Origin of the sequence: Gaetbulibacter sp. M235 (genome assembly GCF_043876835.1) — a bacterium.
Taxonomy (GTDB): domain Bacteria; phylum Bacteroidota; class Bacteroidia; order Flavobacteriales; family Flavobacteriaceae; genus Yeosuana.
Genome location: NZ_JBAWJZ010000004.1, coordinates 323,467 through 339,351, shown reverse-complemented (window position 1 = coordinate 339,351; position 15,885 = coordinate 323,467). Strand labels below are relative to the sequence as shown.

General features: G+C 31.1%; 18 protein-coding genes. 9 read left to right on the top strand and 9 right to left on the bottom strand.

Translation table 11 applies throughout. The features are described 5' to 3' along the window. Nucleotides 1-11: 11 nt before the first annotated feature. From V8G69_RS09145 to V8G69_RS09125, 5 genes are all read right to left on the bottom strand, one after another. Nucleotides 12-872, bottom strand: coding sequence for a ComEA family DNA-binding protein (locus V8G69_RS09145; RefSeq protein ID WP_394881525.1), 861 nt, complete (start codon nt 870-872; stop codon nt 12-14). Between the two features lie 19 nt (nt 873-891). After that, on the bottom strand, nt 892-2,571 hold the full coding sequence (locus V8G69_RS09140; protein ID WP_394881524.1) for an alanine/glycine:cation symporter family protein: 1,680 nt from the start codon (nt 2,569-2,571) through the stop codon (nt 892-894). Between the two features lie 108 nt (nt 2,572-2,679). After that, on the bottom strand, nt 2,680-3,699 hold the full coding sequence (locus V8G69_RS09135; RefSeq protein WP_394881523.1) for a potassium channel family protein: 1,020 nt from the start codon (nt 3,697-3,699) through the stop codon (nt 2,680-2,682). Further along, nucleotides 3,696-3,923 carry a PspC domain-containing protein gene (locus V8G69_RS09130; RefSeq protein WP_394881522.1) on the bottom strand — a complete coding sequence of 76 codons (228 nt, stop codon included), beginning with the start codon at nt 3,921-3,923 and terminating at the stop codon, nt 3,696-3,698. Before V8G69_RS09130 ends, V8G69_RS09135 begins: the two co-directional genes overlap by 4 nt. Nucleotides 3,924-3,931: 8 nt before the next feature. Further along, complete coding sequence (locus tag V8G69_RS09125) at nt 3,932-5,209, bottom strand: DUF2851 family protein (protein ID WP_394881521.1); 1,278 nt, start codon at nt 5,207-5,209, stop codon at nt 3,932-3,934. A 106-nt stretch (nt 5,210-5,315) separates the two neighbouring features. On the opposite strand from V8G69_RS09125, the gene V8G69_RS09120 reads away from it, so the two are divergent. From V8G69_RS09120 to V8G69_RS09090, 7 genes are all read left to right on the top strand, one after another. Beyond that, nucleotides 5,316-5,852: an RNA polymerase sigma factor gene (locus V8G69_RS09120; RefSeq protein ID WP_394881520.1), complete on the top strand. Its 537-nt coding sequence runs from the start codon at nt 5,316-5,318 to the stop codon at nt 5,850-5,852. Nucleotides 5,853-5,903: 51 nt separating this feature from the next. Next, on the top strand, nt 5,904-6,407 hold the full coding sequence (locus V8G69_RS09115) for a hypothetical protein (RefSeq protein ID WP_394881519.1): 504 nt from the start codon (nt 5,904-5,906) through the stop codon (nt 6,405-6,407). Nucleotides 6,408-6,478: 71 nt separating this feature from the next. After that, nucleotides 6,479-7,000: a hypothetical protein gene (locus tag V8G69_RS09110; protein WP_394881518.1), complete on the top strand. Its 522-nt coding sequence runs from the start codon at nt 6,479-6,481 to the stop codon at nt 6,998-7,000. Nucleotides 7,001-7,012: 12 nt separating this feature from the next. Then, a complete protein-coding gene (locus V8G69_RS09105) occupies nt 7,013-7,912 on the top strand; it encodes a hypothetical protein (RefSeq protein WP_394881517.1) in 900 nt (299 codons plus the stop codon). A 114-nt stretch (nt 7,913-8,026) separates the two neighbouring features. Beyond that, nucleotides 8,027-8,554, top strand: coding sequence for a menaquinone-dependent protoporphyrinogen IX dehydrogenase (gene hemG, locus V8G69_RS09100; RefSeq protein ID WP_394881516.1), 528 nt, complete (start codon nt 8,027-8,029; stop codon nt 8,552-8,554). 4 nt (nt 8,555-8,558) lie between these two features. Then, entirely contained in the window at nt 8,559-8,954 is a 396-nt protein-coding gene (locus V8G69_RS09095; RefSeq protein ID WP_394881515.1) for a DUF2721 domain-containing protein, read from the top strand. Nucleotides 8,955-9,057: 103 nt separating this feature from the next. Continuing rightward, nucleotides 9,058-9,615 carry a hypothetical protein gene (locus V8G69_RS09090; RefSeq protein ID WP_394881514.1) on the top strand — a complete coding sequence of 186 codons (558 nt, stop codon included), beginning with the start codon at nt 9,058-9,060 and terminating at the stop codon, nt 9,613-9,615. A gap of 144 nt (nt 9,616-9,759) precedes the next feature. On the opposite strand, the gene V8G69_RS09085 is transcribed toward V8G69_RS09090, so the two are convergent. Continuing rightward, nucleotides 9,760-10,740, bottom strand: coding sequence for a PLP-dependent cysteine synthase family protein (locus tag V8G69_RS09085; RefSeq protein ID WP_394881513.1), 981 nt, complete (start codon nt 10,738-10,740; stop codon nt 9,760-9,762). Nucleotides 10,741-10,943: 203 nt separating this feature from the next. After that, the gene (locus tag V8G69_RS09080; protein ID WP_394881512.1) at nt 10,944-12,179 is read right to left on the bottom strand and encodes an ABC transporter permease; all 1,236 of its coding nucleotides are present in this window, start codon (nt 12,177-12,179) and stop codon (nt 10,944-10,946) included. A 6-nt stretch (nt 12,180-12,185) separates the two neighbouring features. Between V8G69_RS09080 and V8G69_RS09075 the strand changes: the two genes are divergently transcribed. Together V8G69_RS09075 and V8G69_RS09070 are read left to right on the top strand one after the other, a co-directional pair. Further along, nucleotides 12,186-13,406: an exo-beta-N-acetylmuramidase NamZ domain-containing protein gene (locus V8G69_RS09075; RefSeq protein WP_394881511.1), complete on the top strand. Its 1,221-nt coding sequence runs from the start codon at nt 12,186-12,188 to the stop codon at nt 13,404-13,406. A gap of 18 nt (nt 13,407-13,424) precedes the next feature. Beyond that, nucleotides 13,425-14,504 (top strand): serine hydrolase domain-containing protein, encoded by a 1,080-nt coding sequence (locus tag V8G69_RS09070; protein WP_394881510.1) that lies wholly within the window; start codon nt 13,425-13,427, stop codon nt 14,502-14,504. Here the strand turns inward: V8G69_RS09070 and V8G69_RS09065 are convergent. Together V8G69_RS09065 and V8G69_RS09060 are read right to left on the bottom strand one after the other, a co-directional pair. Continuing rightward, complete coding sequence (locus tag V8G69_RS09065) at nt 14,494-15,327, bottom strand: sterol desaturase family protein (RefSeq protein ID WP_394881509.1); 834 nt, start codon at nt 15,325-15,327, stop codon at nt 14,494-14,496. The two genes, V8G69_RS09070 and V8G69_RS09065, sit on opposite strands and share 11 nt — an antisense overlap. Nucleotides 15,328-15,375: 48 nt before the next feature. Next, the gene (locus V8G69_RS09060) at nt 15,376-15,867 is read right to left on the bottom strand and encodes a YkgJ family cysteine cluster protein (RefSeq protein WP_394881508.1); all 492 of its coding nucleotides are present in this window, start codon (nt 15,865-15,867) and stop codon (nt 15,376-15,378) included. Nucleotides 15,868-15,885 lie beyond the last annotated feature (18 nt).

The window sequence follows — 15,885 nt, the reverse complement described above, 5'->3', positions numbered from 1 at the left end:
TATTGTTTTTTTTAATCGAGCGACAAATATAATTTAATTATCTCGATTTTATTAATTGGAAAGTCTTTTACTTTTGTTAATTCGTCCAGAGACTTAAATCCTTCTCTTAATTTTCTTTGCTCAATAATATTGTAAGCAATATCGTAATCTATATGCTGAACAGTTACAAGTTGATCGACTGTAGCAGTATTTAAATTGATTTTTTGAAATTGTCTGGGAGTTTTAACCGTAAACTCATTGGTTATTTTTTCAATAACCTCATGAGTTAGCCCATTTACATCCTGCAATTGTATATCAGCAATAAAACCGCCGATAAATGTATTCCTAAGTTTTATAATACGTTCAGAATAATATTCTCCAATACCATTTATAGTTTGAAGTTGTTTTGCTGTTGCAGTATTTAAATCTCTTTTTTGTTCAAAAGATTTTGATTTATCATTATAGAAATTTGTATTTGCCTTTGGTTTCGAAACCCATTCTGGAAATTTAAAAAATGGTGATATTTTATTTAAAAGCGAATCTGAAACATGTGTGACTTCCTGAAACTGTTTTGCCGAATTAATCCATTCCCCTTGACTTCTAAATTTTAAAAGCCTATCAATTTCTTCACTACTCATTCCTAAAGTGTAACCTTTATAATCTGTTATATAATTAGGATTAAACGGATAAGTTTTTGGAGTTTTTTCCAATAACTCAACTTGTTTTAATGAGTCTATTTCTTGCTGGTATCTATTTAATTCATCGGTATCAACTGAATATTTGGGGTTTGAAAAGTCAACAAAAAAATAAATACATTGTAAAGCAATAATAATGACTACTAATAAAAAAATCCCATTTCGTTGACTTTTAGAAAACTTGAAATGGGATTTCATATTTAGGCGTATTAATTAGTTACATATGTTTCGTAATATCTACTGCTCCATCTTGAATAGCTTCTTTTTTAATTGAAATAGCATCCAAATATCTTTTCATCTCTTTTCTCACTTTAGGAAATAAGAATAACAGACCTACCATGTTTGGGAATACTAATGCTAAAATCATAGCATCAGAGAATTTAATTACTGCATCTAATGTTGCTGCGGCACCAATAACTACAAATAATAAAAATAAAACTTTATAAACCAAGTCTGCTGTTTTTCCTTTTCCAAATAAATATTTCCAAGATTGAAGACCATAATATGACCAAGAAATCATGGTTGAAAAAGCAAATAAGACTATAGCGATTGTTAATACATAAGAAAAATGCGGTATCACAGAATCAAATGCCATCGAGGTTAAATCAACACCACTAATAGGCATTTCAGTAGCTTTTAAAATAACACTACTTCCATGCTGTGCTGTATAATCGAAAACAGATTGTGGATCTGTACCATTAATATTGAAGAAAATAATTACCAAAGCAGTCATGGTACAAATTACAACCGTATCTATAAATGGTTCCAGTAATGCAACAATCCCTTCTGAAGCTGGATATTTTGTTCGTACAGCTGAATGGGCAATTGCTGCTGAACCTGCACCTGCTTCATTTGAGAACGCAGCTCTTTGAAAACCAACAATTAAAACTCCTACAAGACCACCAAGTCCTGCCATTGGAGAAAATGCACCATCAATTATTAATGAGAATGCTAAACCAATATCACTGAAATTAGCAAAAATTATTATCAATGAAGCTATAATATATAAACCTGCCATAAATGGAACAATTTTTTCTGTGATACTAGCAATACGCTTAATACCTCCAATAATAACGACTCCAACAATTATAGCCAGAATAATTCCAATTATAAAACCAGAAGAACCTCCAGTTAACCCAAGTAAAGAAGAAATTTGAACGGCTGCCTGATTAGATTGAAAAGCATTACCTCCTCCAAAAGAAGCGCCCACACAAAGTAGTGCGAAAATAAAAGCCAAAATTTTACCAAATGTCGCAAAACCTTTTTCTTTCAATCCTTTTGAAAGATAATACATAGGGCCTCCATAAACAGTACCATCTTTTCCTATATCTCTATATGCAACACCAAGTGTACATTCAACAAATTTTGTTGACATCCCTAATAATCCACAAACTATCATCCAAAAAGTAGCACCTGGACCACCAAGACCAATAGCTACGGCTACTCCTGCAATGTTTCCTAAACCTACAGTACCAGAAACTGCTGTTGCCAAGGCTTGAAAATGACTAACTTCACCGTGAGCACTTTCGTCTCTTATTGTATTTGGAATATCTTCAACAGCTAGAGCTTCATCATTATTATAAAGCTTATCAACGCCATGTTTTTCAATATCAACATATTTTCCACGAACGGTGCTTACAGCAGTCCAAAACTTAGTAATGCTTGGAAACTTAAAATAAATAGTGAAAAATGTTGCTCCGCATACTAAAAGAAGCACAACAAAAGGAATTTGATAGTCTCCAATAGGAACTCTTGTTAAAATAAATCCTTCCCACCAAGTAGCAAATGGCATAAAGGCATCATTAACTTTTTCATCAATTCCTTTTTCAGCAGATTGCTGAGCAAAATTTAAAAAAGGTATTATTAAAGTGACAATTGAAAGAAGATATTTCTTCATAAGGTTGGAGTTAATTAGTGTTTTATTGAAAAATTCTTATTAAAAGGCAGCAAGATGCTAAAAAAAAATGGTTTTTTAAAAAATCTGTTGTTAAAATCATTGATTATATCAATCTATATTATATTCGTTATTTAATCCTTCTATCTGTTCTGGTCTTCCTAATACAATTATTTTTGAATTTGGAGCTAATTCAAGATCTGCTTCAGGATTTACAATATATTCTCCGTTTTCATCTTTATACCCAATAACTGTACATCCAGTTTTTCGTCTTAAATCTAAATCTTTAATTGTCCTAGCTCGTTTAGTATCATATAATTTTTCAACTGCAATCTCTTCAATATTTATATTTGACTTACCTACAATCGAGAGATTATCAAGAAACTCCATTAAGCCAGGAACCACAACCAATGATGCCATATGATCGCCCCCAATTTTATCGGGTAAGATAACATTATTAGCACCTGCAAATTTTAATTTTTCATAAGACGATTCTTGAGAGGCTCGACTAATAATATTTATGTTTTTATTTATTTGCCTAGTTGAAAGCACCACAAAAAGGTTATCGGCATCATTTGGTAGAGCAGTAATAAAACAAGATGCTCTATCAACTCCTGCCTGCAATAAAATTTCATCTTCATTGGCATTTCCAATTACATATGGTACATTATCCATTTGAAGTTTTTCAATAACATCCCGGTTTTTTTCTATAACAACAAACGATCTTTTATGGGCTGCCAATTTTATTGCTGCCTGTTTTCCGTTTCTACCATACCCACAAATAACAACGTGGTTTTTAAAACTATCAATCAATTTTTGCATCTTTTTTTGTTTTAATTCTTCAACATTATTTTTGCTCAAAATATATTCGGTAATAATCGATAAGGCATACCCAACAACTACAATACTTATTAAAATTAAAAAAATTGTAAAGACTTTCGATTGGTTATCAAGCGGAACAACTTCGCCAAAACCAACGGTTGTAATGGTAATTACTGTCATGTAAAGGGCATCAATCCAAGAATAATTTGAAATCAACCTAAATCCAATTATGCCGGAAGCCAAAACAGCAAGCAATAAAAATATTGCTGTATAAACTTTTTTCTTAAAAAAAATTAAAAGTGGATTCATAAATCAAAAACCGATGAACGTTTAGTATGCAATAAATCTTTAATACGCATCCAAAAAGCAATAAATAAGTAAAGTGCAAAACCAAAACCTAATGTTACAAAAGTTAAGTACATAAAAGTTGTTCTAATTATTTTAGCTCTTATACCTAATCTGTCTGCAATACGCTGGCAAACGTAATAGCCTCGTTTTTGAAAATACAATAAGATTTTATAAAAAATATTCATGCTGCAAATTAACAATTTCCCTTTAATATTGCACTACCAATAGCGCATTGTAAACATTTGTTTTTATTACAATATTCATTTTTAAGCTGAATTAAAGCCTGAGATTGTAAAGCTGAAGTGGAAATTGGTTTTAAAGACTCGAATTTTTCTATGATACTGTTTTTTTCTGAAGCAATTTCCTGAACCAATTTTAGAATTTCATCATCTATTTCTTTTCCTAAATGAAGCGCATAACTAAACTTAATTGGTATAATTGTGTTAATCAACAACAAATCTATAAATGATTTAGAAATCTGCTTTTTTGAAGATTTAGACACTTTATTGAATGTGTAATGTGACTCCCAAAACAATGAAGTTTCTACCGAAAAAAGATTATAAAATTCTTTAATGCTTTTTAGATCGATGATTTTTGAAAACAGATTCTGGTTTTTGTTATACAAACTTGCCAATTGAGACAGTCTAATGGTTGGAAAATTTGGTGGCCTTAATCTAAAAAACTGAATAGGTAATACATTCTGGTTTGATATTTTGAATTTTTGCTTTAAAAATTCAAACTCTCTTGCTAATTTCAAATAGTAAGCATCTTGTATGTCGTCTTCCAATAATCCTGATTGCCCGAAAAATAAGGATTCTAATGCCATTTGATTAGATTGCAATTTTCTAACTATTGAAAAATCAAAAGAATTAGCAACACTCAAAAAAGCTTCACCATTAACTTTTAAACCAAAATTTTTAGCCAACATTTTAAATAGAACCGATTCCCAATCGTTTTTAGAATCGACCAAAAGTTGCTTTATATTTTCTGATTTCCTTTCAAGGCGCTCAAAGTACAAACGCTCCAACCAATTATTTACAGTAAAATCATCAACCTTTGAAAAATCAAGTTCGCAATTAATCCATTTTTCTGATTTTAAAAAAAGCTTTTCATAATTGTTCAATGCATCTTTAAAAACATAATCCTTCAACTCTAAAGTTGGAATACCAGAATTATCTTTTCTAAACACATTGGTATCATGCTCCCAAACAACATGAAGAATCACATTATCATAATTTGAATCCATTTCATGATTATGCAAAAACCAATCAGACGATTTTACGTGAATTTCTACATTACCAGCCCAAAGTTGATTGCCTAATTTAATTTGCGCATTAAAAAAATCAGGTCCAGAATTTTGATTATAACTGCCAAAAGAAACAATAGAGATAGTTTCATTCTCTGTCGTTTTTAAATTTGACAACTCAAACTTTTTATATCGCCATATATAATGTAAAAAATCTTCTTGCATACCACTAAACTAATAAAAACCCATGCAATTTAAATAAATATTTTTTTTGTAATTTAAAACAAACTATTTGCGAAAAGTAAGGTCTAAATAGTAAAATCTTTGTGTTTTGAACCAAGATACCAAACTTATAGAAAGGCTTAAAAACCCGAAGCTTAAAAACGAAGCCTTCTCGGACTTGCTTGATTTATATCAAGAACGGTTGTACTGGCATATACGTAAAATAGTTATTACCCATGACAATGCCAACGATGTATTACAAGAGACCTTTATCAGAATATTTAAAGGAATTGACAAATTTGAAGAGAAAAGCGCCTTACATACCTGGATGTATAGAATTGCCTATAATGAATCCATTAGATTTTTAGAAAAAACAAAAACATCTGTTTCAATAGAACACAACAATACTTATACTAAAAACTTAACACAAGATGAGTTTTTTAATGGTAATGAGCTACAATTAAAATTAAACAATCTCATTTTAAAACTACCAAAAAAACAGCAACGGGTCTTTCAAATGAAATACTTTGATGATTTGAGTTTTCGTGAAATATCAAATATTTTAAACATTAGTGAGAATACCCTAAAGTCAGCCTATTACAGTGCGGTAAAAACCATAGAAGACAAAATATTAACCGAATGCTGAACAAACTATTTAAAAGAACTAAGGTCTAACAAAATCACAGCAAACAACAACATGAAAAAATCGAAATTACATAAAGAAGATATCACAAAATTGCACAAAGACAAATTGGGAATGGACATTCCTGATGATTACTTTGCAAAATCAAAAAAGGATATTCTTAATATGGTTATTAAACCTAAAAAATCAAAACAAACTGTTTTCTGGTTAAGACCAATTATTGCATATCCTATTGCGGCAACTATTATTATTGCCATTTCAATAACATTTTGGATGAGTAATGATGATGAAGAAATTAAACATCAAATCACAAATACAGAAGATTTTAAGTTAATAAACCAAGATTTGCTTGACAGTGATTTTTTAATATCATCACTTATGGTAGAAGACTCCAATATGGAAAACTACTTAGATCATTATATTGTTAAAAATGTTGTAATTGAAGCCGAATTATCTGAACAACAATTAGAAAACATTTTCATGGATTCTGTTTTAATAGAAGACTCATTAATAAACAATTACCTAGACAAAAGCTTGATTGAAAATATAATTTTATAAAATTCCAAACTATTTTCAAATTTTAAGTTCTAAGTAATAAAACACACATAAATAATTTAAATTCATACATTATGAAAACAACACATTTAAAAACAGTTATTGCACTCTTTAGTTTTATCATGCTATTATCTACTAGTAGTGTACTTTTTGCCCAAGACGATAATTATACACCAATTATGAAACAATTAACCCTTAAGCAAAAAGAAATGTTGCAAACCCAACGTCAGTTAATGTTACAAAACAGAGAACAACTTAAAGCGTCCTTAACTGATGAACAGTTAGCAATTTTACAAGACAAAACTCAAACAAAAGAACAAATAAGATTACGTTTGAGAGAAACATTTACTGATGCCCAAAATCAAATGGTACAAAGTCAAGAAGGGCAATTACGCCAATTAAGAGAACAATTCAGACAAACATTAACCCAAGAACAAAGACAAATGCTACAAGAACGTATGCAACAAACTAGACAACAATCTGGTCAAGGTGAAATGAAAAACAGTGAAGGTTTTGGCGGTAATGGAGACAAAACCAGAAACAATGATGGAACTCGAACTGGCAGTGGAAATAGAAATGGTAACGGAGGTAACTAAAATCTCTAAACAATGAAAACCCATTCGTTATTTAATAAACACTTATTAACATTTTGGTTGCTGCTGTTTACAGTGGCAACCTCTGTTAATTTATATGCCCAAGACCCCAAAGAAGATGAAATAGATGCCCTTCTAGACGAACTCTTTTTTAATGACGAGCAATTTATCAATGATATTTTAGATTCTTTTAATACCTATAATTTTATTTATACCAGCGTATCATTTAACAGCAATACATTTTTTACCGGTCGCGATTCTGGAATTGACCAGTTTAATGTAGTTCCGCAAATATCCTATTATAGTTCTTCTGGATTTAATGTGAGTGTTTCAGGCATTTATTATGAAACCTTTAGTCCTAATTGGGACTTTACCAATGTTTATCTGGGTTATTATAACACCATTGGAAAAGATAAACTTTTTCATTATAATGTTGGCTACACTAGGTATTTTTATTCCAACGGTTGGGACACCTTTACAAACTCTTTAGATTTAAGTTTTGGGGTTAGAAACAAAAAAAGAACCCTTGGTACAAAACTGGCAACTTCTTATTTATTTGGAACCGATCAATCCTTTCAAATTGTTTCACATAGTTATGCCAGTCTTACCATTGCAAAAGAACGAGATTTCAACCTAAAATTCAGACCACAAATTAATTTTATCGTTGCACAACAGACCACGGCATTGGAGCAATTGAATGTACAAGGTGATGTTACTACTGTTGAGTATATATATAATGATATTTTTGATTTGTTAAACACTCAAATAAATATACCGCTAACGTTGTCAACAAAATCTTGGGATTTTGAATTAGGCTATAACATTAACCTCCCTTCACGAGTTGAAACCGAACCCAAACTAAAATCAAATAGCTTTTTTAGCATTTCTGTTGGCTATGTAATTGATTTGAAATAAAAAAACATCATGTAAAATATCATAAAAATCAAAGGTTTAAAAGTTTAATAATAGTGGTTCTGCATTTTTGCTTTAAAGTCAATAAATGTGTAACTTTATCTATTATTAAAAACCATGCAAGCAAACCTTCTTATTATATATTCATCTGTAGATGGACAAACCCTAAAAATTTGTAATGCCCTTACAAAACAATTAAATGAACACAACCAATCGGTTGATTTATTTTCTATTGATGATTTTGATGGAAACATCAGTCCTTACGACAAAATAGTTATTGGAGCTAGCATACGTTATGGAGTTCACAACAAAAAAATTATTGAATTTATAAATACTCATAAAGAAGAATTGGAAGCTAAAACTTCTATTTTCTTTTCGGTCAATTTAGTGGCGCGCAAACCAGAAAAAAGTGCACCAGACACGAATCCCTATGTGGTGAAATTTTTTAAAACCATTACCTGGAAACCAACCTATGTTGAAGTATTTGCTGGAAAAATAGATTATAAAAAATACACTTTTTTTGATAGAATAATGATTCAGCTCATTATGTGGATGACACATGGACCAACCAACAGAGATGCCGAAATAGAATATACCAAATGGGATAGAGTGCATGCCTTTGGAGAAAAACTATTAACACTTTAAGCCCATGGAACAATTAACCCTTACTACGCCTGCATTATTATTTTCGGCAATTTCGTTAATCATGCTAGCATATACCAATAGGTTTTTGGCCTATGCTTCGGTTATAAGAGGTTTACATGATAAATACCTTCAAAAAAAAGAACAAGTATATATTGACCAAATTAAAAACATAAAACAACGTTTGTATCTTACCAGATCTATGCAAATATTTGGTATAACCAGTTTATTGCTTTGCGTTCTTACCATGTTTTTGATTTATATACAACAACAAACCATAGCAGTTTGGGTTTTTGGTTTGGCACTAATTTTATTAATTATTTCTTTGGCTTTATTAATTAAAGAAATTCAAATTTCGGTAAAAGCATTAGAGCATCATATAAGTGATATTGAAAATAGTTAAGATAACTTTGTAAGAATTTTTAACTAACTTCGTTTAACGTCCGATATAATCAATTAAAACAAATCATATCGGAGCATTGTAGGTAATGTAAACTAAATCGTAAATGAATAAACTATCTAGATTAATAATGCTATTTGGACTTGTTTCAAATGTATCCTTTTCGCAGACTGAAAAAAAATTCTTCGTGGATGACAATCAAGATTATGTTTTTTTATCGGACTCGGACTTAAAATACTCTAATCGGAATCAACCAAATGCGGAAATTGATGTATTTGTAAAAACATCTGGGAATGAATTTCAATATACTTTATTGATATCCAAAATAACCGAACACGGATTTGAAAAAGGAAATCTTTTGGACGGACAATATGAGACTTATTACCAAGAAACCTGTGGTTGCGAGGTGTCAGAAATTGATTTAGTTCTTTACAACAACATAAAACCTTTAAGACATTTCATTTCGACATCAAAAGGGGAAAATAAATTTAAAGGAATTAACTCAAGTTTTGTAAGTGGTAAATATCTGTACAATATTCTGTTCTTGACTTTCGAAAAAGATTTTGACAACCAAACAGCCAATTATGCTGATATAATGAACACTTTAGTTATAAACGGAAAAACGACTGTGGATAATTATTCAGAATATGAAAAATCGGAATAAAAACACTACCTACAACAAGCCGTATATAAAAAATTGCTAGATTTAGCTAAACCAATGTTAGTTGCTCGTTTACTAGCTTTTGATTTTCCGAAGGAAAATAAAAGAAAACAAAAACACACTATTCTTATACAATCGTTAAAAAAATCAATCCAAGTACCCCATTTTTCGCATCCAGTCGTCATTAAACATTTTGGCAACATAACGACTTCCGTGGTCATGGAATAATACCACAACAACATCATCTTTCGTGAAATGTTCTTGTAACTGAAGGACTCCTTTAATAGCAGCCCCAGCTGAATTTCCTAAAAACATGGCTTCTTCTTTAGCCAACCGTTGCGTATAAATAGCAGCATCTTTATCGGTTACCTTAGTAAAACCATCAATCACAGAGAAATCTACGTTTTTAGGAAGAATATCTTCACCTATTCCTTCTGTAACATATGGATAAATTTCGTTCTCATCAAAAATACCTGTTTCATGATATTTTTTAAATACAGAACCATAGGTGTCAATTCCCCAAACTTTAATATTAGGATTCTGTTCCTTTAAATATTTACCCACACCAGAAATGGTTCCACCTGTACCCACTCCAACAACAAAATGCGTGATTTTACCATCTGTTTGTTTCCAAATTTCTGGACCAGTAGATTCATAATGCGCCAATGAATTACTTGGATTATCGTACTGATTAACATACCATGAATTTGGATTTTCTTCAGCCAATCTTTTAGACACAGAATAATAAGACCTAGGATCTGTTGAATCAACATTATTTGGGCATACTATGACTTGTGCTCCCATGGCACGAAGTACATCCATTTTTTCTTTAGACTGTTTATCTCCTATAACAAAAATGCACTTATATCCTTTTATAATCGCAACCAATGCCAAGCCCATACCAGTATTACCTGAGGTTCCTTCTATGATTATTCCGCCTGGTTTTAAAAGACCTGCTTTTTCAGCATCTTCAATCATTTTTAAAGCCATTCTATCTTTTGTAGAGTTGCCTGGGTTAAAAGTTTCATATTTTGCCAAAACCAAGCAAGGTAAATCTTTGGTAAGTCTATTAATCTTTACCATTGGTGTGTTGCCTATAGTTTCTAGTATGTTTTTTTTGTAATCCATGAGTTAGTTGTTGTTTTCAAAAATAACAAAAAGGAAATTGTAAACTGTTAAAAGTATGATAAGTTGCGTTAGTGATAGAACCATTGTTAGAGCTCTTTGAAAAAAGCGACTGGCGAAATATTTATATTCATGAGTTCCATAATTTAAAATATAAAACAAAGAATAAAGCACGACCATGCTGAAAAGCATGGGAACGCCCAAAACTATTCAAATCTGATGGCTTTTACTGGTGATATTTTTGTGATAATATATGATGGCACCAAAAGCATGATTAAACAAAGTATGAGCGTACATATATTTAATGTGATTATATAACCAAAATTAATATAAACGGGTGCTTCACTTACGTAATAAATGCTTGGGTCTAACGGAAATAATTTAAAATACTTTTGAGCAAACAGTAAACCTAAACCTATAAGATTTCCCCAGAACAATCCTAAAAGGATTAAATAAGATGCGTTATATAAAAATAGTTTTCGAATACTCCAGTTATTACTTCCCAGGGCTTTTAAAATCCCAATCATTTGTGTGCGCTCAAGAATTAAAACCAATAAGGCAGTTATCATATTGATGCCTGCAACCAGAATCATAATAGCTATAATGGCATAAATGTTTTTGTCGAATATTTTTATCCATTCAAAAATTGAAAAATACTTTTCACTAATCGTTTGAGTATTTAAAGTTGAAGGCGTGTTTTTATAAATTTCAACACCTTTTTGTTGCAACTCGTTGTAATCGTTAATAAATACTTCAAAGCTTCCTACTTGGTCATCTTCCCAATTATTGATACGCTGTAAATGACGAATGTCTCCAATAACGTAAGTTGCATCAAAATCCTGAAAGCCCGAATTATAAATTCCAACAATGTTATAAGTAATAATATTTGGCAATTTATCAGGGTCATCTTTGGCAAATATCATTTGAAACGTGTCGCCTACTTTAAATTTTAATCTGTTGGCAATGTATTGAGACATTAAAACTTCTTCGTTTCTTTTTTTTGTATAATCTGGCAAACGTCCTTCTACTAAAAAATCTTTAAAATAATCCCAACTGTAATCTGCACCAACACCTTTTAAAACCACGCCTTCAAAATCTGTTTCAGTTCGTATAACTCCAAATCTTGTAGTGATTGCTTGAATATGTTTAATACCACTAACCGATTTAAATTCAGGATAGAAATCTTGTTTGGTTGAAATTGGGAAAATGCTTTCTTGAGAATTATTACTATCAAAATTTGAAATAATAACATGTCCATTAAATGCAACCACTTTATCACGTATTTTTTGCTGCAAACCAATACCAGTTGCAATAGCAATCATCATAACTACAATACCTATAGCAATAGCCGAAATACCAATTTTTATTATTGGTGCCGAAATGCTACTTTTATACGCTTTGCTACCAATAATACGTTTAGCTATAAAATACTCGTAATTCAATTTAATATGATATTTAATATTTTCAAAAATACAGTTTTATTCTTTGTTTTAGCGATGATTCCTTATGGAAACTTTGCCAAAATTGAAACTAAAAAAGAAGTTAGTTGTAATCAAAATCCCGTTCCTATTGTAGGAGCTAATCAAACTGATGCTTATTTACCTTTTTTAAAAGGTAAAAGAGTTGGTATTGTTGCCAACCAAACGAGTGTTATTTTTAAATCAAAAAATGAATACACACATCTTGTTGATTCATTATTGGCTTTAAAAGTGGATATTAAGACTGTATTTGCTCCAGAACATGGTTTTAGAGGAATAGCAGATGCTGGAGAACATGTAAATGATAGTGTTGATGCTAAAACCGGTATCCCGATTTTATCACTTCATGGCGATAACAGAAAACCTAAACCAGAGCAACTTAAAAATATAGATGTCATGATTTTTGACATTCAAGATGTTGGCGTTCGTTTTTACACTTATATTTCTTCATTGCATTACGTAATGGAAGCTTGTGCTGAAGCTAAAATCCCGTTATTGGTTTTGGATAGACCAAACCCAAACGGGCAATATGTTGACGGACCGACTTTAGAGGTTGAAAATAAAAGTTTTTTAGGTATGCATCCAATTCCTTTGGTTCATGGCATGACCATTGCTGAATATGCACAAATGATTAATGGTGAAAAATGGTTGAAAAATGGTATTCAATGTGATTTAAAAATAATCCCCGTTAAAAATTACACGCATCAAACTGAATATAGTCTGCCTATTAAACCATCACCAAACCTTCCAAACGACCAAGCAATAAATTTATATCCAAGTATGGGATTATTTGAAGGCACTAATATTAATGCTGGTCGTGGTACAGAATTTCAGTTTCAAAGATATGGTGCACCGTTTCTTAATAAGGATGTACTTAATTTTTCTTATACACCTATTGAAAGTCCTGGAGCTAAAGATCCAAAACACAAAGACAAACTTTGTTACGGAGAAGATTTAAGCAAAGAACCTCATATCAAATCTGTTTCGGTGAAATGGGTAATTAAAGCTTATGAAAATGCAAATGACAAATCGTTAGTTTTCAATCAAAAAAATTTCACTAAACATGCAGGCACCTCAAAATTGCAACAACAAATTGAAGCTGGATTATCTGAAACTGACATAAAAGCAACCTGGAAGGAAGGTATTGAAGCTTTTAAAAAAACCAGAGCAAACTATTTAATTTACAATTAAAAAGTGATCATTAAATTAATGAAAAAGATTATTGCATTTATAATGCTAACATTAAGTTCTGTTGGATTTAGCCAAACAACCGATAACCCTCAACATACAAAACCAAAAAATGCTAAAAAATTAGCGAAAGAGTTTTTAAAGGCAAATCATATTCCCGGTATGTCAATTTCTGTTTCAAAACATGGAAAACTTATTTGGTCTAAAGGGTTTGGACATGCCAACTTAAAACCTAAAGTTAGAGTAAAACCCAAGAAAACAATATTCAGAATTGCCAGTATTTCTAAATCCATTACAGGTGTGGCTTTAGCAAAATTGATGGATGATAACTTGATAGATATTAATAAAAGTATTTATGACTATTTACCAAATTATCCCAAAAAAGCATATGATTTTAATGTGCGCCAACTTGGTGGTAACCTTGCAGGCATTAGGCATTATAAGGATATTGACGAATATGCGCTCAATATAAAAATGACTATTAGTGAAGGGTTATCACTTTTTAAAGATGATGATTTGTTATTTGAACCTGGCACGCAATACCATTACAGTTCAATGGGATATGCATTATTAAGTGAAATTATGGAAACAGCTTCCGGTATTCCATTTAGCAAATTTGTAAATGACTCTATTTTTATACCTCTTGAGATGACTCATTCATCAACAGATAATTCAGATATCAAAGTAACAAATAAAACTGAGTTTTATAAAAGTACCTCATTAAAGAAACCTGTTATTGCTAAACCGGTTTCAAACGAATATAAAGTTGCAAGTGGCGGATTCTTATCAACTTCAGAAGATATTGTAAAATTTGGGAATGAAATTATTTTTCCAAAAATCATATCAAAAGAAGCATTATCTGAAATAATTACTTCTCAACGCTTAAAATCTGGAAACAAAACTGGTTACGGCATTGGATTCTCTGTTGGGCATTCGCAAAAAGGAACACCTAAATATTATCATACTGGTGGTGGCGTTGGCGCTTCTACAATATTATTAATTTATCCAGAAGAAGAATTGGTTATAACTGTTTTAACCAATTTAACAGGGGTAAATATGGTAGAATTCGGAAATCAACTAGAATCTTTCTTTATTGATTAATAATAGTTGGCTTTTTATATTTTTGAAAAGGTTGTTTCAATAAGTTATTAATTTGTCCATTTTCAATCTCATCTGGAAAAACATCTACGCCAAAAACCAGTTTTTCTCTATCTAAATGCATATAGGTTCCAAGCAATCTGTCCCAAATAGAAAAAATATTACCATAATTGGAATCGGTATAAGGCAACACATAATGGTGATGCACTTTATGCATGTCTGGAGATACCAAAACGTAACTTAAAGTCTTATCTATGCTTTTAGGTAATTTTATATTAGCATGAGTAAATTGTGTAGCAACTAAAGATAAAGACTGGTAAAGCATAACGATTCCCATTGGAGCTCCAATAATAAAAACCCCGAAAAGTGTAAACACAAATCTAATTACGCTTTCAATAGGATGATGCCTGTTAGCAGTCGTAGTATCTACATAATGATCGGTATGATGTACTAAATGAACCATCCATAACGGCTTTATTTTATGCTCAACAAAATGTGGTAAATAGGCACCAAAAAAATCCATAAATAAAACTCCTAAAATTATATAGAGCCAAAGCGGTATTTTTGGCAACCAATTAAGGATACCAAAATCGTTGAGCATCACCCAATCGGCCGATTTCAACAATAAAAAGGCCAAAACAAAATTTATAATAATAGTTGTTACAGTAAAAAATAAATTAGGAATAGCGTGTTGCCACTTTTTATATTTGAATTTAAATAATGGTACCGAACTTTCTAACAACCAAAAAAAAGTCAAGCCACCAACTAAAATTAAACTCCTGTGAGAAGAAGGAATGGTTTCAAAGTGGTTTAAAAAATCTTGCATTTTAATCAGTTTAGTTTTTTAAATATAACAAAAAAACCAAACGTATATTTACTTGATCAATTTTTTCATTTCCTCAACAATATTATATGCTGCCGGACAAATGGCCACATTCTTTAATGTAAGATTTGAGATTTGCTGAAACTTCTTTCTATCGGTATGCGGAAACTCACTACAGGCTTTGGGTCTAACTTCATATATCGAACAATAATTATCTGCTCCCAAAAAAGTACAAGGCACACTTTGCAAAACGTAATCGTTATCTTCATCAATACGTAAATACTGACTAATAAACTGTTGCGGTTTTAGTCTGAAATGCTTTGAAATACGTTCAATATCTTTATCAGTAAATAACGGTCCTGTTGTTTTGCAACAATTTGCGCATTGCAAACAGTCGGTACGCTTAAACTCTTGTTCATGCAACTCCAGCATCACATAATCCAAATTCTTTGGTGGTTTCTTTTTTAGCTTATCAAAGAATTTTTTGCTTTCGTTATGCTTATCTTTGGCGAGCTTTGGAAGATTTTTTATAAAGTCTTGCATGGTACAAAAATACTGTTT

Excerpts from the sequence above, each read along its gene's own strand:
- V8G69_RS09145 (WP_394881525.1), bottom strand. The coding sequence starts at position 872 with ATGAAATCCCATTTCAAGTTTTCTAAAAGTCAACGAAATGGGATTTTT.
- V8G69_RS09140 (WP_394881524.1), bottom strand. The coding sequence starts at position 2,571 with ATGAAGAAATATCTTCTTTCAATTGTCACTTTAATAATACCTTTTTTA.
- V8G69_RS09135 (WP_394881523.1), bottom strand. The coding sequence starts at position 3,699 with ATGAATCCACTTTTAATTTTTTTTAAGAAAAAAGTTTATACAGCAATA.
- V8G69_RS09130 (WP_394881522.1), bottom strand. The coding sequence starts at position 3,923 with ATGAATATTTTTTATAAAATCTTATTGTATTTTCAAAAACGAGGCTAT.
- V8G69_RS09125 (WP_394881521.1), bottom strand. The coding sequence starts at position 5,209 with ATGCAAGAAGATTTTTTACATTATATATGGCGATATAAAAAGTTTGAG.
- V8G69_RS09115 (WP_394881519.1), top strand. The coding sequence starts at position 5,904 with ATGAAAAAATCGAAATTACATAAAGAAGATATCACAAAATTGCACAAA.
- V8G69_RS09110 (WP_394881518.1), top strand. The coding sequence starts at position 6,479 with ATGAAAACAACACATTTAAAAACAGTTATTGCACTCTTTAGTTTTATC.
- V8G69_RS09105 (WP_394881517.1), top strand. The coding sequence starts at position 7,013 with ATGAAAACCCATTCGTTATTTAATAAACACTTATTAACATTTTGGTTG.
- hemG (WP_394881516.1), top strand. The coding sequence starts at position 8,027 with ATGCAAGCAAACCTTCTTATTATATATTCATCTGTAGATGGACAAACC.
- V8G69_RS09095 (WP_394881515.1), top strand. The coding sequence starts at position 8,559 with ATGGAACAATTAACCCTTACTACGCCTGCATTATTATTTTCGGCAATT.
- V8G69_RS09090 (WP_394881514.1), top strand. The coding sequence starts at position 9,058 with ATGAATAAACTATCTAGATTAATAATGCTATTTGGACTTGTTTCAAAT.
- V8G69_RS09085 (WP_394881513.1), bottom strand. The coding sequence starts at position 10,740 with ATGGATTACAAAAAAAACATACTAGAAACTATAGGCAACACACCAATG.
- V8G69_RS09075 (WP_394881511.1), top strand. The coding sequence starts at position 12,186 with ATGATATTTAATATTTTCAAAAATACAGTTTTATTCTTTGTTTTAGCG.
- V8G69_RS09070 (WP_394881510.1), top strand. The coding sequence starts at position 13,425 with ATGAAAAAGATTATTGCATTTATAATGCTAACATTAAGTTCTGTTGGA.
- V8G69_RS09065 (WP_394881509.1), bottom strand. The coding sequence starts at position 15,327 with ATGCAAGATTTTTTAAACCACTTTGAAACCATTCCTTCTTCTCACAGG.
- V8G69_RS09060 (WP_394881508.1), bottom strand. The coding sequence starts at position 15,867 with ATGCAAGACTTTATAAAAAATCTTCCAAAGCTCGCCAAAGATAAGCAT.